A 26,536-nucleotide genomic window follows, 5' to 3' on the forward strand; every position below is an offset into this window, starting at 1 on the left:
GGGCCTCATGTCAGTTCCGGTCAAAATTGTCGTCGTCTATCACAGCGGATATGGTCACACTGAGAAGATCGCCGAGGCAGTCGCGCGCGGCGCAGCGGTCGTCAATGGCGCGAGCGTGGAGCTTGTCGCCACGGAACAGGCGCCTGGCCGATGGGAGCTCCTCGATGGTGCAGACGCCATCATCATGGGCGCTCCCACCTACATGGGCAGCCTGTCGGCGCCGTTCAAAGCGTTCATGGATGCGACCTCGCATCTCCAATATGTCGAGAAGCGCTGGGAGGGCAAGGTCGCTGCAGGCTTCACCAATGGCGCGTCCCGCGGCGGCGACAAGCAGAACTCGCTGGTTCAACTGATGACATTTGCGGCCCAGCACCAGATGCATTGGGTCAATCTCGGCATGAATTATGGGAATAACCGCTCCTATACCAACGAGGACATCCTCAACCGCGACAGCTACACGCTGGGAATGGCTGGCCAGGCCGACATGGACCTGAGCGGCGACGTCGCTCCACCGCGCTCCGATCTTCGGACCGCAGAGTTCCTGGGCCGTCGAGTGGCGGAGGTCGCGCAGGAATTATCGGCTGGCCGGGCGGTGCTCGGCCGGCCGGCAAACCGCGGCATTTCCGGTGGTGCCGACAATCAGGATCCGGAGGGCCGGGGCGTGATGGCATCGAAAGGCCGACAAGCTACCACTCGACTGGTCAGCGCCTGAAGATTGACGTGCCCTCGTTCCAACCCAGAAGGATACATCTCATGGCTGACAAGACAATCAAGATTCCGGGTCCCGACCATCCCATCACGATCGACGCGAACCCATCTCGCGTCGTGGTCAAGGTTGGCGGGAAAATCATCGCCGATACGCGCGATGCGTTGACGCTTCGCGAAGCGTCCTATCCACCCGTTCAGTATATCCCACGGCGGGATGTCGACATGGCCGCGCTTTCGCGCAGCGAACACTCGACGTATTGCCCCTACAAGGGCGACGCTTCCTACTACAGCATTCCGGCCGGCGGGGATCGCGCCATCAATGCGGTGTGGACCTATGAGACCCCGTTTGAAGCGATGGCGCAGATCAAGGATTACGTCGCATTTTACCCGGACCGTGTGGACGAGATCAGCTAACCGGCGTCCGCGGTTGTTCGGAGTGAAGTTGTGGCTCGCCTAGAGGAGAAGACAGATGTCGAGGACGAAGCGTACCGCGCTGGTCACAGGAGCCTCCGGCCTGGCCGGCGGCTACATGCTGGCTCACCTGCTTGAGCAGGGAGGCTGGGATATCGTTGCGGTGTCGCGCCGCAAGCCGCGGATCCCCGGTGATTACAGGCACATCGTTGTGGATCTTCTCGATCCCGCTGATTGCCGGACAAAGCTCGGGCCGCTCACCAATATATCGCATTTGTTCTATTTGGCCATTACGGAACGCCCGGAACCCGGCGAGACGATGTCGGCGAATTCCAACATGTTCTTCAATCTCGTCAAGACCGTCGAGGCCGCGTCACCTGCGCTCGAGCACATTCATCTCTCTCAGGGCACCAGGTGGTACGGAAATCACCTCGGTCCGTACAAGACTCCGACCAAGGAGGACGATCCACGGCACATGCCGCCGAATTTCTATTACGACCAACAGGACTTTCTCGAAGAATTCCAGAAAGGAAAGCGCTGGACCTGGTCGGTTGGGCGTCCGCACGCGGTCTGCGGATTCTCCACGGGAGGACCGATGAACCTGACCCTGGCGATCGCAGTCTATGCGAACGTCTGCAAGGCATTGGGGCTGCCTCTCAGCTTTCCAGGCAAGCCCGGCGCCTATACCGCACTCTACCAATGTACGGACGCCGCGCTTCTGGCAAAGGCCGTCGAGTGGATGGCAACCGATCCGAGATGCGCCAACCAGGCCTTTAACATCACCAACAGTGATCTGATCAGGTGGCAGAACCTGTGGCCCAAATTCGCCAATTTCTTCGGGATGGAGCTGGCTCCGCCCCGACATATCAACCTTGCGCGGTCCATGGCGGACAAGGGGCCGATCTGGGAAAAGATCGTCGAAAAGAACGGATTGCAGAAATTCCGCTTCGAAGAGATTGCGGCCTGGGGCTACCCGGACGGCGTGTTCGCTTCCGATTACGATATCGTCTCCGATACCAGCAAGGCCCGCCGTTTCGGATTCCACGACCTGGTGGACACCGAGGAGATGTTCCTTCGGATGTTCTTGGATTTTCAGCGTGACCGAATCATTCCGTAACACAGCGTGCGTTGTCGTCGCGTGCGCCAGGGCCACCTCATCACCTGCGACGGAAGCGATCAAGGCAATGGCGGGTCGCCTTGGCCTTAGACGTGCTTTCCGCAGATCCTTCCCGCACTACAGCCCGCTTTCAAAGGAGAACGTCCATGAGTGCACCCGCCGTCCTGATTACAGGCGCCTTGACCGGTATTAGCCGCGCCACGGCCTTGGCCTTCGCTCAAGAAGGCGCCCGGACTTTCGTGTCGGGGCGTCACGATGAGGCGGGGCATGCCCTGACCTGCGAACTCCGCTGCGACGCCATTCGGACAGGCGAGCAGCGCCAACTGCACAAGTGCGAATTGTTCAAAGGTAACCTGAGCTACAGTGTGCCAGTCTCCGGCGCGCACAATAACGCAATAGCTTGATCAAGCCAGAAGAAAAGCCGGACCGTTATGCAGCAGCCATCTGCATAATGGTCCGGCCTGACTATTTGTTGCGCGGATATTCTGTCGGCGAAAGCTGTGGCCTGTCCGTGCTGCAAAGGGCGTAACGGACCTCAGATGCTATCCGGATACTAAGAGGTTTCGTCGAACGGCTACTTCTTTTTCTTCTTGGTTGTCTTCTTTGCCTTCTTTGCCTTCTTCGCTTTCTTGGCCATGTTGCCCTCCGTGATCCCAAAAGTTGGCTCGATGCAAGTCGACAATCGACGTGCATGGATTCAGACTACACCATAATTGCAAAATTGATATTGTGTGCTTCGAAGAGGGTAAACGACCATCACACGGACGCGACTTGCAATCGGACGAAGCCCTCACCTGATGCAGGGACACCGCGCGCTTTGCACATGGGTGAAGTCATTCGGTTTATTCCAAGTCCGAACTCGAGCGAGCCCGTCTAGTTCGAGAAGCGCGCGCGATTTACGACGGCATCTTCCAGCCAGCCGATGCGATCAGCGAGACGACAAGACGCCGCTCGATCAGAGTTGATTTTGCACCGCCGCCGGTACCCGGCCGGACCCAATTGTGCGTAAGCCCTCGGTATCCGCCTTTCGCAGCCCTCGCTACCACCCAGTTCCTTGCATGCGATGCTGGGGTTTGAGATTGCTGTAGCCCGCACCACTTATACTCAGTGACGGTTTTGGATCGTACCACCCACAATCCATGCTGTACCGTAATTGCACGGATATCGGCCGTCGACAGAGTTGCGGGCGGACGGGATTTACGTCACGCCGCTTGCCTGCGGGTCTTCGGCTTCACCGTTTTGACGAGAGAGACCTTCTCTAAAGCCGGGCGCGCACCCGGGCCAGGATGGACATGAACTTCCTTTGCAGAAAGCGGCTCGCCGCATTCCGAGCAGACCATCACTGGATCGAACATCTTGCCGCACTTGCGGTGCTCATGCAGCAGCGGGCGTCCGCGTACGTCGACCATGTGGACGTCGCCCCAATGGACGATCGCCATCATGATCGGATAGAGATCGAGGCCCTTTTGCGTCAGGATATACTCGTGGCGTTTGGGCGATTCCTGATATGGAATGCGGCGCAAGACGCCTTGGCGAACCAGCTTCTTCAGCCGTTCGGCGAGCAAATGGCGGGTGATTCCAAGCGCTGACTGAAAACCCTCGAAGCGGCGCGTGCGCAGAAAGCATTCGCGGAGGATCAGAAGCGTCCAACGGTCGCCAATCACACCGATGGTTCGAGCCATCGAACATGGCTCTTCCTCAAGTTCATCCCATTTCATTCCTGCTCTCCGGTCGTCCGGCGCCTGTTCCGCTCGAATCATCGAGGGAACCGCAACCGGTTGTACCATTCTAGATAGGTACTCAATTTCAAACAATACCCCAGCGATCAGCTAAAACTAGCAGAATCCAGCATAGAATTGACAGTTCAATTTTAGAACTGTATGAACGAATAGTAGCCAGAGTTAGGCTAGAGGACCACCAAACCCGACCATCACTGCGCTCTGCGGGAGGAGCTGTTATGCCCCTAAAAGTTGAATTCCTGTTCGATTTCGGCAGCCCGAACGCGTACCTGGCGGAACGGGTCCTTCCGGGAATCGAATGGCGCACCGGCGTAAAATTCGAATATGTTCCGGTTCTGCTCGGCGGCATCTTCAAGGGGACCGGCAACATGTCTCCGTCAGACTCGCTGCGCGGAATCAAGAACAAGCCGGAATACCAGGCGCTCGAGACCCAGCGCTTCATCCGGCGCCATAACATCACGAAATTTCGGCAGAATCCCTTCTTTCCGGTCAACACGCTGATGCTGATGCGCGGCGCGGTCGCGGCTCAGTTCGAGGGCACGTTTGAACCCTATTTCCGCGCTGCCTATCATCATATGTGGGAAGAGCCCAAGAAGATGGATGACCTCGAAACCTTCCGGAACGCATTCATCTCCTCAGGCATCGATATCGACCGGTTGATTGCGCGTGCGCAGCAGGATGACGTCAAGAAGGGGTTGATCGATCGGACCACTGACGCGGTCAACCGCGGAGCATTCGGCTCACCGACTTTCTTCGTTGGAAAGGAAATGTTCTTCGGCAAGGACCAACTCCGTGACGTCGAGGAGTCGATCGACGAACAGACCAGTCAGCTCGTTCCGAAATCGGCCTAAGGTTGGGAATTGAGGCCTGAAGAGCCAGGCCGATGTCCCGAGCCTGCATGGCGAAAACTCGGTCGGCTCCACAACGAAGTAAACTCAGGGAGAACGCCTATGCCTGGCCCACTTAGCGGTGTTCGCGTCCTCGATTTGACAGGCGTGGTGTCGGGTCCTTTCGCGACCATGTTTCTGGCGGATCAGGGGGCTGATGTCCTGAAGATCGAGCCGATCGGCGGCGATATCACCCGGCGCAGCCGCGCTACCATCGACAAGGATGGCGAGTTCTCCGCGCTCTTTATCTCTTCAAACCGCGGAAAGCGCTCACTGTCGATCGACGTCAAGAGTGCGGCCGGCCGTGAGGTTCTCGCCAAGCTGGTCGCGCAGGCGGATGTCCTGGTGCAGAATTTTCGGCCCGGCACCATGGAACGCCTCGGTCTCGGCGTTGGTGAGTTGCGCCAGCGCCACCCGCGTTTGATCTATGTCTCGATCAGCGGGGTTGGCGACACCGGACCCTATGTGAAGAAGCGCGTTTACGACCCGATCATTCAGGGCCTGTCGGGCTTTGCCGATATCCAGTCGCAGCCGGTCACGAACCGCCCGCAGATGATCCGCACCATCGTGTGCGACAAGACGACCGCCGTGTTCACCGCGCAGGCGGCGGCAGCGGCGCTCTATGCCCGCGAGAAGACCGGGCAGGGCGAACACATTCAGGTCGCGATGCTGGATACGATGATCTCGTATTTGTGGCCGGAAGGCATGATGCAATACACCGTAGTGGGAGCCGAGACCACCGCCGCCGATCCCAACGATCGACCGGATCTCGTGTTCAAGACCAGCGACGGCTACATCACGGCCGGTACCATCTCGGATTCCGAATGGCAGGGGTTTTGCCGGGCCTCCGGCGACCCCGAACTGACGAAGGATCCTCGATTTGCGACGCCATCGGCGCGCTCAGTCAACGCCACGGCGCGCATCAACAAGATGGCCGAATACATCGGTCAACGTACGACCGCCGAATGGCTGGAACGGCTCGATGCCGCTGACGTGCCTTGCGCGCCGATCCTGCGCCGGGGCGAAATCATCCACAATGAACAGGTGATCGCGCGCGATATCATCGCCGAGTTCGATCAGCCGAGGGTCGGGCGGGTGCGGCAGCCGAAGCCGGCGGCGCGCTTCGAGATCAATGAGGCCGCGATCGGCGGGCCTGCGCCCCGGATCGGCCAGCACTCACGCGATGTGCTGCGGGAGTTGGGTTACGACGACAGCGCCATCGACAGGATGGTCGCCGAGCGCAGCGTGCGCGTGGCGGTCTAGGCGGAGCGTTCGACGCACGCAACGAATCCGGGCCGTTAGCTTTTTTGCGCCACTGGTGTGATTGGCGCCAGCGGCACGTTCGCTTTCTTGGCGTGCTGATAGGCTTCCCGCGACTGCATGCGTTCGAGATAGGGCTGCGCGTTGTCGCAAATGCCGACACCGTAAGCGATCGCCCAATCCAGACATGTCGTCAGCAGGATGTCAGCACTGGTGAACCTGTCGCCCATCAGGAACTGCCGGCCATCTGTCAGCGCGACTTCGACATGCCGCAACTGTTCGCGAAAATACTCGCCGGCCTTGGCGACCACCTCGGGTGCAACGCCATAGATCGGCCCAAGCGCATCGGCCCGGTGCCGCCGCATCACGTAAAGGCTGGTGGAATCCAGCTCTGCAACGATGAAGAAGCACCACTCCAGCCAGGCGGCATAGTCGCGCGGCGTGTCGGGTATCAGCGCGCGTTCGGGCGTTGAATACATTCGCGAAAGGTAGGCAACGATCGCCGCACTCTCACCGATGCAAAAGTCGCCGTCCTGCAACAGGGGTACCTTCTGCCGGGGATTCAGTTTGGTATATTCGGCCGTCTTGGTCTCGCCGGTCCGCGGCCCAATCGGCTTCGTTTTGTAAAGTAATGCCAGTTCGTGCATCGCCCAATGTGGACGAATCGTGCGGCTTGTGCCGACGCCCCACAGGGTCAGATCCGGTGCAGTGCCCATGTTACCACTTCTCTGCGGACGGGCGGAGATCGAGCTCGTGGGTCCAGCCATCCCTGCTTTGCTGGTGGGTGAACCAGTAGGCATCGGCAATGGAGGACGTCTTGGTCAGGCTGTCGGCGGGAATGTCGCTTGCCTCGATTCCCTTTGCTGCTTTCATGCGCTGATGAATCGCCTCGCTATCGACGCCGGCGTCGATCAAGAGATGCACGACGTGAATGTTCTTCGGCCCCAGTTCACGCGCCATTGCTTGCGCCACGGCACGAAGTCCGAACTTCGCTGATGAAAATGCCGCAAACCCCTGGCCACCGCGCACGCTGGCCGTCGCACCCGTAAAGAAGATGGTGCCGTGTCTGCGCGGAAGCATGACGCGGGCAGCTTCACGTCCGACCAGGAAGCCGCCATAGCAGGCCAGTTCCCAGGCCTTGAAGAACAGCTTCTCGGTTGTCTCCAGCAATGGCTTGTTGACGTTCGATCCCGCGTTGAAGAGGCAGACCTCGATGGGCCCGAACTCCTTCTCGATCCGCGCGAATATGCCTTGGACCTCTGCTTCTTGACGGGTATCGACGCTGAACGCATGAATGTTATGTCCGGCAGCCCTTAGCTCGCCCACAAGCCCCTGCGACTTGGATGCATCACGTCTGCAGACGCAAACCGTATAGCCGCCCTTCGCAAAACGCCGGGCGACGGCCGCTCCGATGGCGTCGCCCGCACCCACAAGTATCGCAACGCCGCGGCCCTCGGCCATTCCGCTTCTCCCATCAAGTTCTTATTTGATACTTTAATCGCAGCGGCGAGCCGGTACATTGTAAACGACGGTCTTCAACAGCAATTGGGTAATAATAGGACAGATAAGTTGCCCATTCGGACTCGTGAAGCGGGGCGGTGAATTAGTGATTGACGAGTTCTAAAAAAGAACGTTAGGTAAGCGCCGAATGTGCCGCGTTGCGAAAGTAGGCATGCATTGGTCGGGAGGTCGGTCGTGGCGAAGCTTTCAGAGACGATCAATCTCGACGAGATCGCTGTCGGCCTGCCGAGCCGCATCCATGGTGTAGCACTTGCCAAAGATCCTGACCGGATCGCGTTGGTCGAAGACGGGGCTTCCTGGAGCTACCGCGATCTGGATCAGCGTGTTAGCGAGATCGCCACTGTCCTCTCGTCGCTGGGGATCAGGCCGGGCGACCGGATGATCGTTGTCAGCGAAAATTGTATTGCGCTCGCCGCCTTGCTGCTGGCGACGAGTCGGCTCGACGCCTGGGCGATCGTCGCCAACCCGCGACTGTCCGCACGCGAACTGGATCAGATCCGCGACCATAGCGGCGCCCGCCGGATGTTCTTCAGATCAGGAATTTCCAAGGAGGCCGCGGCTCACGCGTCGCGCTATGGCGCAGAGAACCAGCGAATAGGCCCACTGCTGAAGATTGGTGTTGGTCCGCTCAACGAAGGCGCAACCATCGAGCCGGTCGAGTCCGATCCCGTAAAACAAGTCGCGGTTCTGATCTACACCTCTGGAACGACGGGGACCCCGAAGGGCGTGATGCTCTCGCATGACAACCTCCTGTTCAGTGCAAAGACCACTGCGTATTTCCGCAAGATGAATCGGGACGACAAGATTTATCTCGTCTTGCCGATCTCCCATATCGTAGGTATCTCGCTCCTGATCATGACATTGATGGTCGGCGGCACGGTGCGGATGGTCAGCAAATACGATCCCGCCGCGACCGACAAAGCGATCGCGGAGGAGGGCGTTACCATCCTCAATGGCGTGCCCGCCACCTATCAGCGCCTGCTGGAGTACAAAAGCGTATCGGGCGTGAAGCAGCTCGCCCGAGGGTCGCTACGCTTGATCGCCGTCGCCGGTGCACCCCTCGATTTGAATCTGAAGTCGCGCGTGGAAAAGGAGTTCGGCCTTCCGCTGCTCAACGGCTACGGGATCACCGAATGTTCGCCGGGGATATCGGGCGTGCGCTTCGATGCGCCGCGCTCCGACCAGGCGGTTGGCACTGTGCTGCCGGGAGTAGAGGCACGGGTCAGAACACTCGACGGCATTCCGACGGGAAGAGGTGAGGTCGGGGAGCTACATGTCCGCGGGCGCAACGTGATGCTTGGCTACTATCGCGCCCCCGAGCAGACCGCCAAGGTCGTCGACAGCGAGGGTTGGTTCAATACCGGCGATCTAGCGCGTTTTGACGGCGACTGCCTGTACATTGTCGGCCGCACCAAGGAAATGATTATCCGTTCAGGTTTCAACGTCTATCCCGCCGAGGTCGAAGCGGTCCTCAGTTCACACAGGGACGTCTTGCAGTCCGCGGTGGTCGGCCGTACCGCCGAGGGCAATGAGGAGATTGTCGCCTTTGTGCAGCTGCTGCCGGGGTCACGCGTGACGCCGGACGATCTGATGAATTTCACCCGACTTCAGCTCACTTCATACAAGCGGCCGTCCAAAATTATCATCCTCGATGCTTTGCCGGCCACCTCAACCGGCAAGATACTGAAGCACAAGCTGGCGGAGTCCTTGCGTGGCGAAGGTGGTGAAACCCCGCCGGCGCAGGCCGCCAAACTTCGCAGACGACAGATCTAACCTGACCGGGAGAATACCCTTGCAGAAGAGAAACGCGACCGTAGCAGTTGTCGGGGCCGGCGACTTCATCGGCGGAGAGATCGCCAAGAAGTTTGCGTCCGAAGGTTTCACTGTATTTGTCGGACGCCGCCAGGGAGAGAAGCTTGCCCCGCTAGTCAAGGAAATAGAGTCGGCGGGCAGAACGGTGTATGGGCGGGCACTCGACGCGCGCAAGGAGGACGAGATGGTGTCCTTCCTGGGCGACGCCGACAAGCACGCGCCGTTGGAGGTCTGTGTGTTCAACATCGGCGCCAACGTGAACTTTCCGATCGTCGATACGACCGAAAGGGTTTTCCGCAAGGTGTGGGAAATGGCATGCTATTCGGGCTTTCTTGCTGGTCGAGAGGCGGCCCGCTTGATGCTTCCGCGCGGCAAGGGAAACATCTTCTTCACGGGCGCTACGGCGAGCATGCGCGGGGGTTCGGGTTTCGCGGCGTTTGCGAGCGCAAAGTTCGGATTGCGGGCGGTTGCACAATCAGCCGCACGCGAGCTTGGCCCCAAAAACATCCATGTGGCCCATCTCGTGATCGATTCCAGCGTCGATACCGAATGGGTGCGACAGTTGATCGTGAGCCGCGAAGGTGCGCAAGCGATCGAAAACCTCGATCCCAATCGCCTGATGCGTCCGGCCGCTGTCGCGGAGGCTTACTGGCAACTCTATCAACAGCCGCGCGATGCCTGGACCTTTGAGCATGAAATCCGTCCGTTCGGCGAGAAGTGGTAGCGGGAGCCTCTCACAATGGAGCTCAATCTTTCCAGCGAGGAGGCTGCGTTTCGTGACGAGGTGCGCGCCTTCATCGCGGGGAACTATCCAGCGGAAATGCGCGTTCCCAATCCGGAAACCGACCTTTCCAAGGAGCAGATGCTGCTCTGGCACCGTATCCTCCACCAGAAGGGATGGATCGCGCCGCTTTGGCCCAAGGAGTACGGAGGGCCGGGCTGGTCGATCACGCAGCGCTTCATCTTTGAGCAGGAGACATCACGCGCCGGGACGCTACCGCCGCTCGCGTTCAGCGTCACCATGGTCGGCCCGGTCATCTACACATTCGGCAACGACGCGCAAAAACAGAAGTTTCTGCCGCGAATCCTCTCCGGGGAGCATTGGTGGTGCCAGGGTTATTCGGAGCCGGGCTCCGGCTCCGACCTCGCGTCGGTCCGCACCAAAGCTGTGCGGGACGGTGATCACTACGTTGTCAACGGCCACAAGACCTGGACGACACTCGCTCAGCATGCCGACTGGATTTTCTGCCTGGTGCGGACCGATCCGTCCGCCAAGGCCCAGGCTGGCATTTCCTTCCTCCTGATCGACATGAAATCGCCCGGCGTTACCGTGCGACCCATCATCACCATTGACGGATCCCACGAAGTCAATGACGTGTTCCTCGAGGACGTGCGCGTCCCGGCGGAAAATTTGATCGGCGAGGAAAACAAGGGCTGGACCTACGCGAAGTTCCTGCTGGGCAACGAGCGTACCAGCATGGCCGGCATCGGCCGGTCGACGCGCTATCTGGAGCGTCTCAAGCGGATCGTGAGAACCGAAGTCGGTGAAGACGACCCGACTTTCGGAGAATTCATCAAGGAAATCGCGCGCGTCGAACTCGATGTGCTCGCGTTGGAAGCGACCGAACTACGAATCGTCGCGCAGATGTCGCGTGGCATCGATCCGGGACCGGCTGCGTCGCTGTTCAAGATCAGGGGCACTGAAATATTCCAACGCATCACGGATCTAACGCATCAGGCGATCGGCATCTACGGTCTGGCGATTCGCGAACACCCGGTGAGCGCCAACCACTTCATGCCGGGGCCCGAGTACGGGCACACGGCGACGGAGAAATATCTGAACTCCCGAAAGCTCAGCATTTACGGGGGATCGAATGAAATCCAGCGCAACATCATCGCGAAAGCAGTTCTTGGTCTCTGACCACATCGCACGAGGCATCGGATGGATATCCAGTTTACTGAAGAACAGGAATTGCTCCGTTCCAGCATTCAGCGGTTCCTGCGCGATCAGTACGATTTCGACGAGCGGCGAAAGATTGTTGCGACGGACGAAGGTTGGAGTCGCAAGCATTGGAGCGCGTTCGCCGAGCTCGGGTTGTGCGCGGCGTCGATCGCCATTCAGCCAATCTCCACTTGCAAAGCTTCAAAACCATGGATGGTCGGCGGGCTGCCGAACTCACGCTGATGGACGTTCAAGTGCCGGCGGACCAGCTGCTTGGTGCCGAGGGAGAAGGCGTCGCGGCGCTGGAAGCCTGCCGCGACCGTGCTATCGCGGCGCTCTGCGCGGAAGCAGTCGGCGCGATGTCAGTACTGAATTCCGCGACGCTTGAATACAGCAAAGCGCGCAAGCAATTTGGAGTCGCCCTCGGGACGTTTCAGGTGTTGCAGCACCGCATGGTCGATATGTTCATCGCGCTCGAAGAGTCGATCTCGCTGACACAACATTTGAGCCTCAGCCTTGCGGCCCGTGAGCCAAATGGATCGAAACTGGCGTCTGGCGCGAAGTCGAAAGTCGGCACCGCCGCGCGCTTCGTCGCGGAGCAAGCGGTGCAGGTACACGGAGGCATGGGTATGAGCGACGAATTGAACGTCGGCCATTACTTCAAGCGAATAAGCTCCATCAACATCCAATTTGGCGATCCTGCCTATCATCTGATGCGATACGCGCAGCAAAGCGGAATCTCCGTCCGAGGCGGAAATCCGACCATCGTGTCCAACCAAAGGTATAGCAATGACTGAAGCTGTGATCGTCTCGACCGCCCGTACCCCGATCGGCAAGGCATACAAGGGCGCGCTCAACCATACCGAGGGCGCCACCCTCCTGGGGCATGCGATCTCGTCGGCGCTGTCACGCGCCGGGATCGACGGCGCCGAGGTAGAGGATGTCGTGATGGGTTGCGCCATGCAACAGGGCACTACGGGCAGCAATATTGCGCGCAAGGCGCTGCTGCGCGCAGGACTTCCGGTGAGCGTGGCCGGGACGACCATCGATCGCCAATGCGCTTCTGGCCTTCAAGCGATTGCGTTGGCGGCGCGCTCGGTGATCTTCGATGGCGTTGAAGTCGCGATCGGAGGTGGTGGCGAGTCTATCAGCCTGGTGCAAAACAACCAGATGAACACGTTTCATGCCGTCGATTCGGAGCTGCTCGCCATGAAGGGCGATGCTTACATGGCGATGCTGGATACAGCCGAGGTCGTGGCAAAGCGCTACGATATTTCGCGCGGACGCCAGGACGAGTATAGCTTGGAGAGCCAGCGCCGGACCGCGACAGCGCAACAGGCCGGCCGCTTCAACGACGAGCTTGCACCGATCAAGACGACGATGGCGGTGACCGACAAGGCGACCGGTGCCGTGTCGTATCAGCAAGTGACGCTGTCGACTGACGAGGGGCCACGTCCCGATACCACTGCTGAGGGTCTCGCGAGCGTCAAGCCGGCCAAGGGGCCGGGTTTTACCATTACGGGTGGCAATGCGAGTCAGCTCTCCGACGGCGCGAGTGCCGCCGTCATCATGAGCGACAAGCTGGCGGCGCAGAAGGGACTAAAACCGCTTGGCATTTTCCGCGGGTTCGTCGCGGCAGGCTGTGAGCCGGACGAGATGGGAGTGGGGCCGGTCTACGCTGTGCCGCGGCTACTCAAACGTCACGGACTTAAGATCGAGGACATCGATCTCTGGGAATTGAACGAGGCATTCGCGGTGCAAGTAATCTATTGCCGCGACAAGCTAGGGATCGATCCGGAAAAGCTCAACGTCAATGGCGGCTCGATCGCGGTTGGCCATCCCTACGGCATGACCGGAGCGCGGCTGACCGGTCACGCCTTGATCGAGGGGCGGCGGCGCAAGGCCAAATACGCCGTCGTCACCATGTGCGTGGGCGGTGGCATGGGCGCTGCCGGACTTCTCGAAATTGTCCACTAACGATTAGCATCTCAAGAAGACCCGGATCGGCAAACACATCGGAGGCACGCGCGTGAAGACAGCAGTCACCGAAATGTTCGGCATCGAACATCCCATCATCCAGGGCGGAATGCACTATGTCGGATTTGCCGAACTCGCGGCCGCGGTATCAAATGCCGGCGGCCTCGGGATCATCACCGGTCTGACGCAGAGGACCCCGGAGCTATTGGCCAAGGAGATCGCGCGTTGCCAAGATATGACGGACAAGCCGTTAGGCGTGAACCTGACGTTCCTGCCGACCTTCAGCGCGCCGCCCTATCCGGAATACATCGCAGCCATCCGGGAAGGCGGCATCAAGGTCGTCGAAACCGCGGGTCGCAGCCCCGAGCAGTACATGCCGGCTTTGAAGGCGGGCGGCATCAAGGTGATTCACAAATGCACGTCGGTTCGCCACTCGCTGAAGGCCGAGCAGATCGGTTGCGACGCCGTCAGTGTCGATGGCTTCGAATGCGGCGGCCATCCCGGCGAGGACGATATGCCCAACATGATCCTGTTGCCGCGTGCGGCTGAGGAACTGAAGATCCCGTTCGTCGCCTCCGGCGGCATGGCAGATGCGCGCAGCCTGGTCGCCGCCCTTGCGATGGGCGCCGCCGGAATGAACATGGGAACGCGCTTTATTGCCACCAAGGAAGCGCCGGTGCACCAGAACGTCAAGGATGCGCTGGTCAAGGCCTCGGAGCTCGACACGCGTCTGGTCATGCGCGGGCTCCGGAACACCGAGCGCGTTCTGAACAACAAGGGTGTCGAGCACCTGCTCGAAATCGAACGGGAGAAGGGCAGGCAACTCAAAATCGAAGACATCCACGATCAGGTGGCAGGCGTCTATCCCAAGGTGATGATCGACGGCGATATGGACGCCGGCGCCTGGAGTTGCGGCATGGTCGCGGGCCTCATTCGAGACATCCCGACGGTCAAGGAACTGATCGATCGCATCATGGCGGACGCCGAACGGATCATCTGTCAGCGCCTGGCTGGCTTCCTCGATGGTGCCGAGCAGAGGCCGGCTGCCGCTCGGGCGATCGCGTGAGCGTTGAAGCAGCACGAGGGATCAGCAGTGGATGGCCTTTCAACAGCCTCGGGAAGGGGGATTCATGAATCCCGACGATTTCCACTACTATGAGCCTTCGAAGGGCCACGGGCTCCGGCACAACCCGTTCAACGCGATTGTCGCGCCGCGTCCGATTGGCTGGATTTCGTCGCGGAATGCGGCTGGTCAACTGAATCTCGCGCCATACAGCTTCTTCAACGCATTCCTCTACGACCCTCCGATCATCGGGTTCTCCTCGATTTCGTGGAAGGACACCGTCAAGAACGTCAGCGAGACCCGCGAATTCGTCTGGAATCTGGTCACGATGGATCTGGGCGAGCGCATGAACGTGACGTCGGCGCCGCTCGGTCACGGCGTGAGCGAGTTCGAAGCTGCGGGCCTGACGCCAATCCCCGGGCGCCACGTCGCTGTGCCGCGGGTAGGCGAGAGTAGGGCCGCCATGGAATGCAAGGTCGTCGACGTCTCTCAGCTGGCGAATGCGCGTGGCGAGAAAGTCGAAGGCTGGTTCGTGCTCGGCGAGGTCGTCGCCGTATACATCGACAAATCCTTGATCGAGGACGGTGTCTACAACACGGCACTTGCGCATCCCATCCTGCGCGCGGGCCGTGGCGGTGATTATCTCGAGGTCAGGACCGAAAACATGTTCGAAATGAAGCGCCCGCCCGGCAGCAGTAAACCGGAATTCCATGGCACCTGACGAGAGGAACGATCGATGACCGAGCATGTGAAAACCGAGACCGCCGCAGGCATCATGACGATAACCCTGGCTCGCGCTGAAAAGAAGAACGCGCTCAGCAATGCCATGTATAACGCGATGTCGGATGGGATGGAGCGCGCGGAGAAAGATCCGGCCGTACGGGTCGTTCTGTTCCAGGGGGACGGCGACAGTTTCACGTCGGGAAACGATATTGCCGATTTCAGCGCCCAGGCCAATGGAAGCGACACAGCAGAAAGCCAGGCGTTCCGGTTCATCCGCAATCTCGGCAAGGCCACCCGTCCACTCGTCGCCGCCGTGCAGGGCAACGCGGTCGGCGTCGGCACCACGATGTTGCTGCATTGCGACCTGGTCTTTCTTGCCGACACGGCAAGGCTGATGACGCCGTTCGTAAACTTGGCGCTTGTTCCCGAGGCGGCTTCGAGTTGGCTGCTGCCTGCCCGCATCGGACATGTCCGCGCCTATGCCATGTTTGCGTTGGGCGAGCCGCTTGACGCGGCGACCGCATTGGCCTGCGGCCTCGCCAACGCCGTGGTGCCGGCCGCAGATTTGCGCGCCAGGGCCAGGCTGGCCGCCGAAGCCCTGACCAAGCGGCCCGCAGGCTCTCTTGGTCACACCAAGGCGCTGATGCGTGAAATGGACAAGATCGCTGCGCAAACGAACCGGGAAAGCGCTCTATTTGCCGAGCGGCTGCAGACCGCCGAAGCGCGTGAAGCGTTCGCGGCGTTTGCCGAGCGGCGAAAGCCTGACTTCACAAACCTAACGAGTGACTGACAAGCGACCCACGCGGAATTTACGCCAATCGAGGCCGCGGGGCTGCAGGTCTGGTGGCGGTCATGGCGAACTCTCCCGTTGATCGCTGTTGTTATATGACGATAATCATATAAGATGACCGGCGTTGCAATGTTGCCGACGCCTTCAAGGGTGCGGTCCAGAATGGCTCCGAGGGATGGTGACGCGCTGCGACAAATCATAACGTCAGGGAGGTCACCATGACGGCCGGCAAGTGGCTCAAGACAGCCTGTAACCTTTGTTACATCAATTGCGGTGTCGAAGTTTTGGTGAATGACGGACGCCTCGAGAAGGTGCGTGGCGACCGTTCGAGCCCGAAATCACAGGGCTATCTATGCAACAAGGCGACCCGGATTCCATATTATGCGGATCACCGGGATCGGCTCACGACCCCGCTGCGTCGTCGCGCCGACGGCGGCTTCGATGAAATCGAGTGGGACGTGGCGATCGCAGAAATCGCGGAGCGGCTGCGAGACATCGTCGACAGGTATGGCGGCAAGAGTATCGCCCTTTACGGCGGCGGCGGGCAGGGCAACCATGCCGGCGGTGCCTATGCCAGTGGATTGTTGCGCGCCCTGGGTTCACGCAGCGTCTTCAACGCGCTTTCGCAGGAGAAAACCGGCGACTTCTGGGTCAACGGCCACATGTTCGGCAGCCAGACCTGCCACACCGCCGAGGACGTGCATCATTGCGATCTCTTGCTTGTCGTCGGTGCAAATCCCTGGATCGCGCACGGTTTCCCCAATGCACGCGATCATCTCAATCAAATCCGCAAGGATCCCGCACGCAAGCTGATCGTCATTGATCCCAGGCGAACGGAAACCGCCGAAATGGCGGACCTCCATCTCGCGGTTCGTCCCGGCACCGACGCGTTTCTCCTTGGCGCGCTGCTGGCCGCGCTCGTCCGTTCCGACCGGATCGACCATGCGTTCATCGAGGAGCACACGATCGGCTTTGCGGAAGTGAGGCAAGCACTATTGAACATCCCCGTCGAAGAATGGGCTGCTGCCGCCGATATCCCGATCGCGAACCTGGAGCGTTGCGCCGCAATGATCGCCGCGGCGAAGGCCATGGTGGTGCGGGTCGAACTTGGTATCCAGCAAGGCATCAACTCGACACTCAACTCCTATCTGGAAAAACTCCTGATCATGCTTTCTGGCAATTTCGGCCGGAAAGGTACCAATCAATTGCATAGCTGGCTTCTGCCGCTATGGGGCAATTCTCCGAACCAGACATTCGCGCCGACCGGGGACGCGATTATTGGGGGCCTGTTGCCGCCGAACATTTTCCCCGAAGCGGTGCTCAAGGATCACCCTGACCGGTTGCGCTGCGCCTGGATCGACAGTTCCAATCCCGCCAACACGGCGGCAAATACCGAGGCGGTGGAACGCGCGCTGCGCTCGCTGGAACTATGCGTCGTGATTGACGTTGCGATGACCGAAACCGCACGGCTCGCGCATTACGTTCTCCCGGCGTCCTCACAATTCGAGAAAGCTGAATTCACCCTGTTCAACTTCGAATTTCCGACGAACTATTTTCATGTTCGTGCCGGTGTATTGCCGCCGCTCGCCGGCACCTTGCCGGAGCCCGAGATCTACACGCGGCTTGCCATCGCCCTGGGGCTTTTACCGGGTGACAATGTGCTCGCGCCCCTGCGGGAGGCGGCGCGGCGTTCGCGAGCCGAGTTCGCCATCGCCTTTCGAGCTTTCATCGCGGAGAACCCCTCGACCGGCGCAGTTCCTGCCCTGGTGCTCTACCATACGCTGGGGCAGACGCTTCCGGATGGCACGGCGGCCGCGGCTCCCTTGTGGAGCGCGGCTTTGGCTTGCGCGAAGCGATCGCCGCAAGCGGTGCGGCGGGCGATCGGCGCATCGGACGAGGTGAGGGATCATCAACTCGGCGATCTCCTGTTCGACACCATCGTGTCCAGCCGGCAAGGCACGGCGGTGACCCGGCACGAGTATGACGAGGTCTGGTCGTTGATCAGTCATTCGGATCGGAAGGTTCGCTTGGTGGTCCCGCAGATGCTGGAATGGCTGGCGCGTCTTGATCCGCAGGCCGCGGGCGCGCCAAAGGAGTTCCCGTTCATGCTGGCGGCTGGTGGCCGCCGCATGTTCAATGCCAACCAGATCTTTCGCGATCCCGCATGGCGTCGCGACGACCCGGACGGCGCCATGTTGATCAATTCGAACGATCTGAGCGAATTGGGCGCCAAGGATGGCGACTGGATTGCCGTCGAATCGGTGGTGGGGCGGCTCGTCGTCCGCTGCAAGGTCGATAACGCCATGCGGAATGGCCAGTTGGCGCTGCCGCACGGCTACGGTCAGGCATACCCGACGCCGGACGGAGAGCGCCTGACCAACGGGCCGCGCATCAATCTGCTCACCGAGAGCGGCAACCGCGATCCGATTGCGGGCACGCCCTACCACAAGAACGTCGCGGTTCGTCTGGCCCTGGCGTCCGCGCACGAGGCTGCCGCCTGTCAGTCGCAGTCCGAGCGAATTCATATGAGAGCGGCCGGACAACGGCTCGACGGGAGCGTCAAATGATCGAGAAACCAATCGCGATCGTGACCGGGGTAGGGCCGGGCACCGGAGCTGCCATCGTCAAACGCTTTTCTGCTGGCGGGTTCCGTATCATAGCGCTTGCTCGCTCGACAGAGCTCATCAATCGCCTTTCGCAAGGCACGCGGTGACCTGCGACGTCTCAGACGAGGGCCAGGTGCGGACCGTGGTCACTGACGTAAAGCGCCGCTTTGGCGGGGCTGAGGTTCTGATCCACAACGCGGTAGGCGGAGGCTGGGGAAGCTTTCGCGAGATCGATCCGAAGATGCTGAAGGGCAATTTCGAGGTCAACGTGATGGGCTTGCTGTACCTGGCGCGCGAAGTGGCTCCCGACATGATCGATCGCGGCAAGGGCGCAATCCTGGTAACCGGAAACACGTCGTCGATCCGGGGCAAGGCCAATTTCGCCGGCTTTGCTCCGACAAAGGCGGCGCAGCGTATTTTGGCCGAGTCGATCGCACGTGACATGGGGCCTCTCGGTGTCCACGTCGCCTATGTCCTCATCGACGCCGTGATCGACACGCCCAGGATGCGCGCGCGGATGGGCGACAAACCGGATGAATTCTTCATCAAGCCTGCCGCCATCGCCGACGAACTGTACCATCTCTACGGCCAGGACCGATCGGCCTGGTCGTTCCTCACGGAGCTGCGGCCGTTCCGCGAAAATTGGTGATGGATGACCGGAGAGAAAGATATCCAAGCGCGGGACTTGAAAGGTCAAAACCATGACTGATGGGTCAATCTCGATTGATACAGGGACGGACGAACTGCTGTGTGCGATCCGGGATCGCGTCGCCGTGATCACCTTGAACCGGCCGGAGGCACGAAACTCGCTGTCCGACCATCTCACGCCAGCGTTGCGCCGGATGATCAAGCGCAACGGCGACGATCCGGATGTCGGCGCGTTGCTGATCACGGGTGCAGGCACCGCTTTCTGTTCGGGCGGCGACGTCAAGGGGATGGGCGGCAACTCTGCCGCACCCGCCATGTCATTCAACGACAAGGTTGCGCGATTGAAGGAACGTCAGCGAACCCTAACCGGCGTCCTTGTTTCGGTGCGTAAACCCACCATCGCGGCGCTGCCAGGACCGGCTGCTGGCGCTGGGCTTGCGATCGCGCTCGCCTGCGACATTCGTATCGCAGCCGAATCCACCATCATGACGACTGGTTATGCCAGAATTGCGCTCACCGGCGATTACGGCATTTCGTGGCTGTTGACCCGGCTGGCCGGGACGGCGCGCGCCCGTGAACTGATGTTCTTGTCCGAACGGATCGATGCACGCCGCTGCGAAGCGCTGGGGCTGGTAAATCGCGTGGTACCTGATGCTAACCTGCAGAACGAAGCGTTTGGGATCGCGAGGATATTGGCGAACGGTCCGGGAAGTGCATTTGCCTCCATCAAGGATAATCTCGACCTTGCGCTGTCGGCCGACTTCCTGACGTCATTGGATCACGAGACCGAGAAGATGGTCGTTGCAGCGGGTACCGAGCAGCACGCCGAGGCTGTGCGGGCTTTCATCGAGAAGCGTGTTCCCAATTACAGCCGGCCACCAAACGCATCCGAGGAAGCAACATGACTGAATCAAACCGCGACACCCAAACTTCCGTACAGGACGTTGCACTCATTGTCGGCGGCGGCCCGGGCATCAGCTCGAGTTGCGCCAGGCTGTTTGCGGAAAACGGCATGCGTGTTTGCGTCGCAGCCAGGAATCCCAGAAAGGCGGTCCTTGAGGCTCTCGAAAAGACGCATGGCGTGCGCCGATACGCCTGCGATGCAAGCGAACCGGCAGCCGTGGCACAGCTGTTTGCAAATGTCGTTCAAGACATCGGGACGCCGAGGCTCGTCGTGCATAACATCGATGGCCGGGTTCCCGGCATTTTCCGCAAGAGCGTTATCGAAGCCGACCCGGTCATGGCGCTCGAAACACTTCGAAATTCGGCGTTCTCCGCGTTTCTGGTAGGTCAACAGGCAGCTCGGCTCATGCTCGGAAACGAACCCGATGCCAACGGCGCGAGAGGAACGATCATCTTCACGAACGCCAGCGCCGCGCTCAAAGGCTTCCCGTCAAGTGGTGCCTTTGCAATGGCATGTCATGCCAAGTCCGGCCTCGCGCAGAGCATGGCAAGAGAGCTGATGCCGCAGGGTATCCACATCGCGAATGTGCCGATTGATGCTGCGATCGGCTGGACCCAGGAGGATGGGACGCGCGCGCACCGGCTGGCGGGAACGACGGTCGATGACAACATGGCCGACCCCGACCATATCGCGAAGACCTATCTGCAACTGCACCGTCAGCATCGGTCGACCTGGGCGTTCGAAGTCGTGCTCCGACCGTGGGCCGAGAAGTGGTGACTCGCACTTACTTCGGTGCGGGCCTACGTAGCGCCTGAGCAATGCCTCCCGAGTCGGCGCATTTCTCGCTTTCCCGGCACGAGAAGCAAGCTTTGACGCAGGAACAGCAGACTGCACGAGCGCCACCGCGACTTTGCGTTCGAACGAGCACTGCGCTTCCTCAACCGAGTCTTGTCTCACTGATTTCTCCGATCGATTTGTGTTTGGAACACTAAATTCCAAATAGGAATTGAATTTGTGTGCGCCAGAATATCTATATTTATAGATTGCGGTATAACCATCCGGCTTGACAGTTCTATTTTAGAACTATTTACTTGATCCGTCGGTGAACCTGCCCGTTTGAAGGGGGCCGCGCAGCGCGCCCGAAAACAAGGCGCGAGGAGGATGGCATGAGGAGTGTCGACGACGTCACTACGGCCGAATTGCTGGACGGCCTGCCGTCCAGGGTTCACGAGGTTTATGCGCCGTTCGTGCGGGACATCCCGGATCATCCCGCATTCGTTGAAGGGGCGCGTTCGTGGAGCTACCGGCAGTTTTCGGAGGCTGTCGACGCCACAACGAAGGATCTCACGGATTTGGGGATCAGGCCCGGTGATCGCGTGATGATTGCGAGCGAGAACAGCGTGGCTCTGGGGGCGATGCTCTTTGCGGCCAGCAAGCTCGATGCATGGGGCATTGCGGTCAATCCGCGCCTCTCAGCGAGGGAAATCGACCTGATCGGGACGCACAGCGGCGCCAGGCGCGTGCTGTTCAACGCGGCGCTTTCGAAGGAGGCGGCCGATCACGCCAGCCGCGTCGGTGCGAGAATCGCCGCTGTGGGACCGTTCGGTGGAATCGGTATCGGCACTCTCAATGAGGATGCGAAGGCGGAACCCGTCGAGAAGGATGGCGCCCGCCAGGTCGCGGGCCTCTTGTACACCTCGGGCACGACCGGTGCTCCGAAGGGAGTCATGCTGAGCCACCGCAACCTGCTCTTTACCGCAAAGACTTCAGGAATTCTTCGCCAAAGCGGTCCGGCCGACCGCATCTACGGCGTGCTGCCGATGTCCCATATCGTCGGGTATACGATTCTGCTGATCGCGACGCTGATGCACGGCGGCACTTTGTATGTTGTGGCCAAGGCCGATCCCGCGACGCTGGCCCATGCCATCGCCGAGGAAGGGATTACGAGCCTGTTCGGTGTGCCTGCCACATATCAGCGTCTGCTCGAACACAAGGCGGTCAAGGGCATCGAGCGGCTCGAGCGAGGCAAGCTGCGGATCATGGCCGTCGCCGGCGCGCCCTTGGATATTGATCTGAAGAAGCGGATCGAGGACGAATTCGGAATCCCGCTGTTGAACAACTACGGCATAACCGAGTGTTCGCCCGGCCTGTCGGGTGTTCGTTCAGAACACCCCGTCTCAGACGAGTCAGTCGGCCCCTTCCTTCCCGGTATCGAGCACCGGATCGCGGACAGGCAGGGCAAGAACGTTGTGACCGGCGAGGTGGGCGAACTGCACGTCCGAGGCCCCAACGTGATGCTCGGTTACTATCGCGCTCCCGACCTGACGGCGACGGCGATCGATAACCAGGGATGGTTCAACACAGGGGACCTCGTTCGTGTGAACAGCGAAGGCCATCTCTACATCGCTGGCCGCACCAAAGAACTGATCATCCGCTCCGGCTTCAACGTTTACCCCGCTGAGGTGGAGGCGGTGTTGAACGCGCACGACCAAGTCGTCCAATCAGCTGTTGTGGGACGATCAGTTGATGGCAACGAGGAGGTCGTCGCATTCGTGCAGCTTCTGCCCGGCGCCAGCGTCACCGCCGAAGACCTGACGTCGTACGCAGCCCGACAGCTCACTTCGTATAAGCGTCCGACTGAATTGATCGTGCTCGACGCTCTGCCTGCAGCGTCTACCGGCAAGATACTTAAGCACAAGTTGCGAGAGATGGCGATCGAACGAGGAGCGGCGAAGGCATCCGATGCGGCAGCCGCGGGCTGACATACGTCGCGAGAAACGACGTCGATCGCGGAAAATCTCAGGAATTTGAACGAATAATGCGCGGCACAACCGTCGCGGGACAAGGGAGATGTCGATGTTCAAGAGGACTTTAATAGCCGCCGCGATCGGCGCGACGATCGTCGGGACACTCGCGCGTGCGGAAACGCCCGGCGTCACGAGCGCCGAAGTGAAGGTGGGGGCTACGTTCCCGTTTAGTGGTCCCGCATCGCCGCTCAGCAATACCGGAAAGGGTCTGATCGCCTACATCAACTCGATCAACGATCGGGGCGGCATCAACGGCCGCAAGATAAACCTCATCACCTACGACGATGCTTACAGTCCACCCAAGACAGTCGAGCAGACCAGAAAGCTTATCGAAAGCGACGAGGTGGCATTCCTGTTCGGCCCGCTGGGTACGCCCGGTATCAGTGCCACGATAAAGTACGTCAACGCCAAGAAGGTGCCTCATCTATTTGTGGTGAGCGGAGTTACCAAGTTCACGAGCTTCGCTGAATTTCCGATGACCACAACGGGGTTGCCAAGCTATGACACGGAAGGGCGAATCTACGCGAAATACATCACTCAGGCCCGGCCGGACGCAAAGATTGCGATCCTGTATCAGAACGACGATTTGGAAAAGGCTATCTGAAAGACGACTTCGACAAGAAAGTTGTATCATCTTCCTATGAAGTGACCGAGCCGACGATCGATTCCCACGTGGTGAAGTTGAAATCGTCCGGGGCAGAGGCGTTTCTGGTTGCCGGCACACCGAAATTCGCGGCGCAAGCCATCAAGAAGGTTGACGAGATTGGCTGGAAGCCGCTGTTCCTGATCAACTTCGTTTCGAGCTCGGTCTCTTCGACTATTGTTCCCGCGGGACCGGAAAAGGCCGTGGGCATCATCGCTGCAACGATCACCAAGGATCCGAACGACAAGAAATGGGCCGAAGACGCCGGCATCAAATGGTACCGTGACCATTTCGCGAAATACCTGCCGGGCGCGGACATCGGTGATGCCAACTATCTGTTCGGTACGCAGCAAGGACAGATCCTGGAGCAAGTGCTCAAGCAGTGCGGTGACGACCTATCGCGCGAGAACATCGTCAAGCAATCGCGGAGCATACGCGGTTTGTCGCTCCCCACTCTCATACCGGGTGTTACGATCAACACGGGCCCGGAAAGCAGTATGGCGTACACGCAGCTGCAGCTGCAGCGGTGGAACGGAACCACGTGGGAGCAATTCGGCAAGGTTCTCAGCGCCGACGAAAAGTGATCTTGCCTTTTGAATGAGCAATGCGGGTGATCGGAGCCCGTAAAGCTACTAACTGAATCAGGGAGCATGAATGTCCAGCGACGCACTTTTCCGACCTTTCAAGATGAAAGGGCTAAACTTGCCGAACCGGATCGTAATGGCGCCAATGACGCGCTCATTCTCTCCGGGCGGAATTCCGACCGAAGACGTCGCGCGGTACTACCGCCGCCGTGCCGAAGGAGCGGTCGGGTTCATCATCTCGGAGGGGACGGGCGTGGATCGTCCGGCATCCCTGAACGATCCGAATGTTCCCCGCTTCCATGGCGAGAAGGAGCTGGCGGGGTGGCGGCGTGTGGTTGACGAGGTACACGCTGCGGGCGGCCTGATGGCACCGCAGCTATGGCATGTCGGAGCCGTTCGCACGCGCGCCCAGAATTGGTCTCCTCCCGGTGCCTACGACAGTCCGTCCGGCCTGTCGCGACCGGAGAAGAAGTTCGGCGAGCCGATGAGCGAAGAGGACATCGCAGACGCCATTCGCGCTTTCGCCGATGCGGCGCTTGCGGCGAAGCACCTGGGGTTCGATGCCGTCGAATTGCACGGCGCGCACGGCTATCTGATCGATCAGTTCTTTTGGGAGGGTACCAATCGCCGCGAGGATAGCTATGGAGGCAAGGACTTGCCCGGCCGAGCCCGGTTTGCCGCTGATATCGTCCACGCGGTGCGCAAGTCGGTCGGAACGGATTTTCCGATATTGCTCCGGATCAGCCAGTGGAAGCAGCAGGACTATGAAGTGAAGCTGGCCGATACGCCACGCGCATTGGAAACCTGGCTCAAACCTCTCGTCGACGCGGGAGTGGACATTTTGCATTGCTCGCAACGCCGCTTCTGGGAACCGGAGTTCGATGGCTCCGATCTGAATTTTGCCGGATGGGCGAAGAAAGTGACGGGAGTACCGACGATTTCGGTCGGGTCGGTGGGTCTGACGGGCGAATTCATTGCCGCATACGGCGGAGAAAGCTCCCGTCCGGCATCCCTCGACGAGTTGATCCGCCGCCTCGATCGCGAGGAGTTCGATCTCGTCGCGGTGGGCCGGGCGCTGCTTCAGGATCCGCAGTGGCTACTGAAGGTACGTGACGGCCGGACGGAAGAACTGATGGCTTTCGAACGGACCGCGTTCGCGGCGCTGAGCTAAGCTGACACCCCGAAGAAAATAATACAACCGGACTCTACCATGAATCTGTCAATCTACCGAATCTGCCTGCAAGGGCTGATGCTGGCCGCCATTGCCGTCGGCACAAGCTCCGCCGTCAGTGCACAGGGCTATCCCAACAAGCCGATCACGATCAAGGTGGCTTTCCCTGCCGGCGGCCCGGCGGATGTGTCAATCCGTGCTGCGAATATCGTGCTTCAGCGCAATCTCGGCTCTTCGCTGATTACCGAGAACGTTCCTGGCGCCAACGGTTCGATCAGCGTCATGGCCGTTCTCAGGGCCGGTCCCGATGGTTACACGCTGCTCGGCACGGCAGGCACAGATTTCCTGGTCGCGCCCTTCATGGTTGCCTCCGCGAAGTACCAGCCTGAAAAATTCCGCCTGCTGGGCGTGGTCGGGATCTCCGATTTTGTCCTCTTGTCCGGCAACGCTCATTCCTTCAAGAACGTTGACGAATTGATCGCCTATTCGCGCAAGCCCGGCGGCAAGGAGATGACGCTGGCGCATTGGGGCACCGGCTCGACATCGCATATCGTTGGCGCGGATTTGCAGCAGCGGACCGGCGCGAAATTTCTGGAAGTGCCTTACAGGGGCGTCGCGCCGGTGCTGGCCGACATGTCGGGTGGGCACATTGACCTCACCTTTGCGCCACTAGGCGGCTCGACGCTCAGCCTGATCCAGACCGGCCAGGTCAAGGCGCTCGCCATCGCCAGCGCGAATCGCAATCCAGCCCTGCCGGACGTACCGACGATCGGCGAGAGCGCATGGGGCAGGAATTTCGAATACAGCCTCTGGTCGGCGTTGTTTGCGCCGCCCGGCACGCCGGATGACGTTGTCACTCGGTTGAACGATGCGATGAATGAGTGGACCACAAGCGAAGACAACCTCGTACGGATCCAGAGGGATGCCTCCCGGCGACTGGAACCAATGAGTGTCGATCAGGCCGAGGCCTTTCTCAAAAGCGAGCGCGACAAATACATAGCCATGGTGCGCGCGCTAGATCTCCAACCGCAATAAGGTAACTTCAGTGCGGACCGTCATGTCCGTTGTCCAGCGGCAAATCATTTGCCCCCGATTCCGCCTCGCAGAAGGGCTTTAGAATCCGCTTTGCGACAGCCGTAGGTGTATCGCGCTCCTTCTTGAACCAGAACAACGACCATAACAGCGCGCCAATCAAACTCACGAGCTTGACGATCCATGGCTAC

At 60.0% G+C, this 26,536-nt stretch carries 26 protein-coding genes and 1 pseudogene; 24 read left to right on the forward strand and 3 right to left on the reverse strand.

Features of this window, described 5'->3' with window-relative positions:
* The first annotated feature begins 7 nt into the window (after positions 1–7).
* The 4 genes from V1289_RS28160 to V1289_RS28175 all read left to right on the forward strand — a co-directional run bounded on the left by V1289_RS28160 (position 8) and on the right by V1289_RS28175 (position 2,640).
* Positions 8–712: a flavodoxin family protein gene (locus V1289_RS28160; RefSeq protein WP_334400697.1), complete on the forward strand. Its 705-nt coding sequence runs from the start codon at positions 8–10 to the stop codon at positions 710–712.
* A gap of 41 nt (positions 713–753) precedes the next feature.
* Complete coding sequence (locus tag V1289_RS28165) at positions 754–1,122, forward strand: DUF427 domain-containing protein (protein WP_334400698.1); 369 nt, start codon at positions 754–756, stop codon at positions 1,120–1,122.
* A 55-nt stretch (positions 1,123–1,177) separates the two neighbouring features.
* Positions 1,178–2,236, forward strand: coding sequence for an SDR family oxidoreductase (locus tag V1289_RS28170; RefSeq protein ID WP_334400699.1), 1,059 nt, complete (start codon positions 1,178–1,180; stop codon positions 2,234–2,236).
* Between the two features lie 146 nt (positions 2,237–2,382).
* Positions 2,383–2,640, forward strand: coding sequence for an SDR family NAD(P)-dependent oxidoreductase (locus V1289_RS28175; RefSeq protein WP_334400700.1), 258 nt, complete (start codon positions 2,383–2,385; stop codon positions 2,638–2,640).
* 798 nt (positions 2,641–3,438) lie between these two features.
* Here the strand turns inward: V1289_RS28175 and V1289_RS28180 are convergent.
* Positions 3,439–3,954, reverse strand: coding sequence for a winged helix-turn-helix transcriptional regulator (locus V1289_RS28180; protein ID WP_334400701.1), 516 nt, complete (start codon positions 3,952–3,954; stop codon positions 3,439–3,441).
* A 239-nt stretch (positions 3,955–4,193) separates the two neighbouring features.
* Between V1289_RS28180 and V1289_RS28185 the strand changes: the two genes are divergently transcribed.
* Both V1289_RS28185 and V1289_RS28190 read left to right on the forward strand, forming a co-directional pair.
* A complete protein-coding gene (locus V1289_RS28185; RefSeq protein ID WP_334400702.1) occupies positions 4,194–4,826 on the forward strand; it encodes a 2-hydroxychromene-2-carboxylate isomerase in 633 nt (210 codons plus the stop codon).
* Positions 4,827–4,925: 99 nt separating this feature from the next.
* Entirely contained in the window at positions 4,926–6,125 is a 1,200-nt protein-coding gene (locus V1289_RS28190) for a CaiB/BaiF CoA transferase family protein (protein ID WP_334400703.1), read from the forward strand.
* 35 nt (positions 6,126–6,160) lie between these two features.
* On the opposite strand, the gene V1289_RS28195 is transcribed toward V1289_RS28190, so the two are convergent.
* Positions 6,161–6,838, reverse strand: a complete 678-nt coding sequence (locus tag V1289_RS28195; protein ID WP_334400704.1) for a glutathione S-transferase family protein — start codon at positions 6,836–6,838, stop codon at positions 6,161–6,163.
* Position 6,839: 1 nt separating this feature from the next.
* A complete protein-coding gene (locus tag V1289_RS28200) occupies positions 6,840–7,583 on the reverse strand; it encodes an SDR family NAD(P)-dependent oxidoreductase (protein WP_334400705.1) in 744 nt (247 codons plus the stop codon).
* A gap of 234 nt (positions 7,584–7,817) precedes the next feature.
* On the opposite strand from V1289_RS28200, the gene V1289_RS28205 reads away from it, so the two are divergent.
* The 18 genes and pseudogenes from V1289_RS28205 (at position 7,818) to V1289_RS28285 (ending at position 26,348) form a co-directional block, all read left to right on the forward strand.
* On the forward strand, positions 7,818–9,416 hold the full coding sequence (locus tag V1289_RS28205; protein WP_334400706.1) for a class I adenylate-forming enzyme family protein: 1,599 nt from the start codon (positions 7,818–7,820) through the stop codon (positions 9,414–9,416).
* A gap of 19 nt (positions 9,417–9,435) precedes the next feature.
* Positions 9,436–10,179 carry an SDR family NAD(P)-dependent oxidoreductase gene (locus V1289_RS28210; RefSeq protein WP_334400707.1) on the forward strand — a complete coding sequence of 248 codons (744 nt, stop codon included), beginning with the start codon at positions 9,436–9,438 and terminating at the stop codon, positions 10,177–10,179.
* Positions 10,180–10,194: 15 nt separating this feature from the next.
* Positions 10,195–11,376, forward strand: a complete 1,182-nt coding sequence (locus V1289_RS28215; protein WP_334400708.1) for an acyl-CoA dehydrogenase family protein — start codon at positions 10,195–10,197, stop codon at positions 11,374–11,376.
* A 21-nt stretch (positions 11,377–11,397) separates the two neighbouring features.
* Entirely contained in the window at positions 11,398–11,640 is a 243-nt protein-coding gene (locus V1289_RS49865; RefSeq protein ID WP_442896083.1) for a hypothetical protein, read from the forward strand.
* On the forward strand, positions 11,589–12,194 hold the full coding sequence (locus tag V1289_RS28220; RefSeq protein WP_442896084.1) for an acyl-CoA dehydrogenase family protein: 606 nt from the start codon (positions 11,589–11,591) through the stop codon (positions 12,192–12,194). The genes V1289_RS49865 and V1289_RS28220 overlap by 52 nt, the downstream gene beginning before the upstream one ends.
* On the forward strand, positions 12,187–13,374 hold the full coding sequence (locus tag V1289_RS28225; protein WP_334400709.1) for an acetyl-CoA C-acyltransferase: 1,188 nt from the start codon (positions 12,187–12,189) through the stop codon (positions 13,372–13,374). Before V1289_RS28220 ends, V1289_RS28225 begins: the two co-directional genes overlap by 8 nt.
* A gap of 52 nt (positions 13,375–13,426) precedes the next feature.
* On the forward strand, positions 13,427–14,440 hold the full coding sequence (locus V1289_RS28230) for an NAD(P)H-dependent flavin oxidoreductase (RefSeq protein ID WP_334400711.1): 1,014 nt from the start codon (positions 13,427–13,429) through the stop codon (positions 14,438–14,440).
* Between the two features lie 64 nt (positions 14,441–14,504).
* Positions 14,505–15,158 carry a flavin reductase family protein gene (locus V1289_RS28235; protein WP_334400713.1) on the forward strand — a complete coding sequence of 218 codons (654 nt, stop codon included), beginning with the start codon at positions 14,505–14,507 and terminating at the stop codon, positions 15,156–15,158.
* A 15-nt stretch (positions 15,159–15,173) separates the two neighbouring features.
* Positions 15,174–15,950 carry an enoyl-CoA hydratase-related protein gene (locus tag V1289_RS28240; RefSeq protein ID WP_334400715.1) on the forward strand — a complete coding sequence of 259 codons (777 nt, stop codon included), beginning with the start codon at positions 15,174–15,176 and terminating at the stop codon, positions 15,948–15,950.
* Positions 15,951–16,168: 218 nt separating this feature from the next.
* A complete protein-coding gene (locus tag V1289_RS28245) occupies positions 16,169–18,517 on the forward strand; it encodes a molybdopterin-dependent oxidoreductase (RefSeq protein WP_334400717.1) in 2,349 nt (782 codons plus the stop codon).
* Positions 18,514–18,663 carry a hypothetical protein gene (locus tag V1289_RS28250; RefSeq protein ID WP_334400719.1) on the forward strand — a complete coding sequence of 50 codons (150 nt, stop codon included), beginning with the start codon at positions 18,514–18,516 and terminating at the stop codon, positions 18,661–18,663. Before V1289_RS28245 ends, V1289_RS28250 begins: the two co-directional genes overlap by 4 nt.
* 35 nt (positions 18,664–18,698) lie before the next feature.
* Entirely contained in the window at positions 18,699–19,205 is a 507-nt protein-coding gene (locus V1289_RS28255; RefSeq protein ID WP_334400721.1) for an SDR family NAD(P)-dependent oxidoreductase, read from the forward strand.
* Between the two features lie 52 nt (positions 19,206–19,257).
* Positions 19,258–20,109 carry an enoyl-CoA hydratase-related protein gene (locus V1289_RS28260; protein ID WP_334400723.1) on the forward strand — a complete coding sequence of 284 codons (852 nt, stop codon included), beginning with the start codon at positions 19,258–19,260 and terminating at the stop codon, positions 20,107–20,109.
* Positions 20,106–20,885: an SDR family oxidoreductase gene (locus V1289_RS28265; protein ID WP_334400725.1), complete on the forward strand. Its 780-nt coding sequence runs from the start codon at positions 20,106–20,108 to the stop codon at positions 20,883–20,885. Before V1289_RS28260 ends, V1289_RS28265 begins: the two co-directional genes overlap by 4 nt.
* Before the next feature lie 389 nt (positions 20,886–21,274).
* Positions 21,275–22,870, forward strand: a complete 1,596-nt coding sequence (locus V1289_RS28270) for a class I adenylate-forming enzyme family protein (protein WP_334400727.1) — start codon at positions 21,275–21,277, stop codon at positions 22,868–22,870.
* 94 nt (positions 22,871–22,964) lie between these two features.
* Positions 22,965–24,142, forward strand: a pseudogene (locus V1289_RS28275) (ABC transporter substrate-binding protein).
* Between the two features lie 70 nt (positions 24,143–24,212).
* On the forward strand, positions 24,213–25,313 hold the full coding sequence (locus V1289_RS28280) for an NADH:flavin oxidoreductase (protein WP_334400729.1): 1,101 nt from the start codon (positions 24,213–24,215) through the stop codon (positions 25,311–25,313).
* A 39-nt stretch (positions 25,314–25,352) separates the two neighbouring features.
* Positions 25,353–26,348, forward strand: coding sequence for a Bug family tripartite tricarboxylate transporter substrate binding protein (locus V1289_RS28285; protein ID WP_334400731.1), 996 nt, complete (start codon positions 25,353–25,355; stop codon positions 26,346–26,348).
* Positions 26,349–26,536: the final 188 nt, after the last annotated feature.

The sequence above is a fragment of the Bradyrhizobium sp. AZCC 2289 genome, from assembly GCF_036924615.1.
Taxonomy (GTDB): Bacteria; Pseudomonadota; Alphaproteobacteria; order Rhizobiales; family Xanthobacteraceae; genus Bradyrhizobium.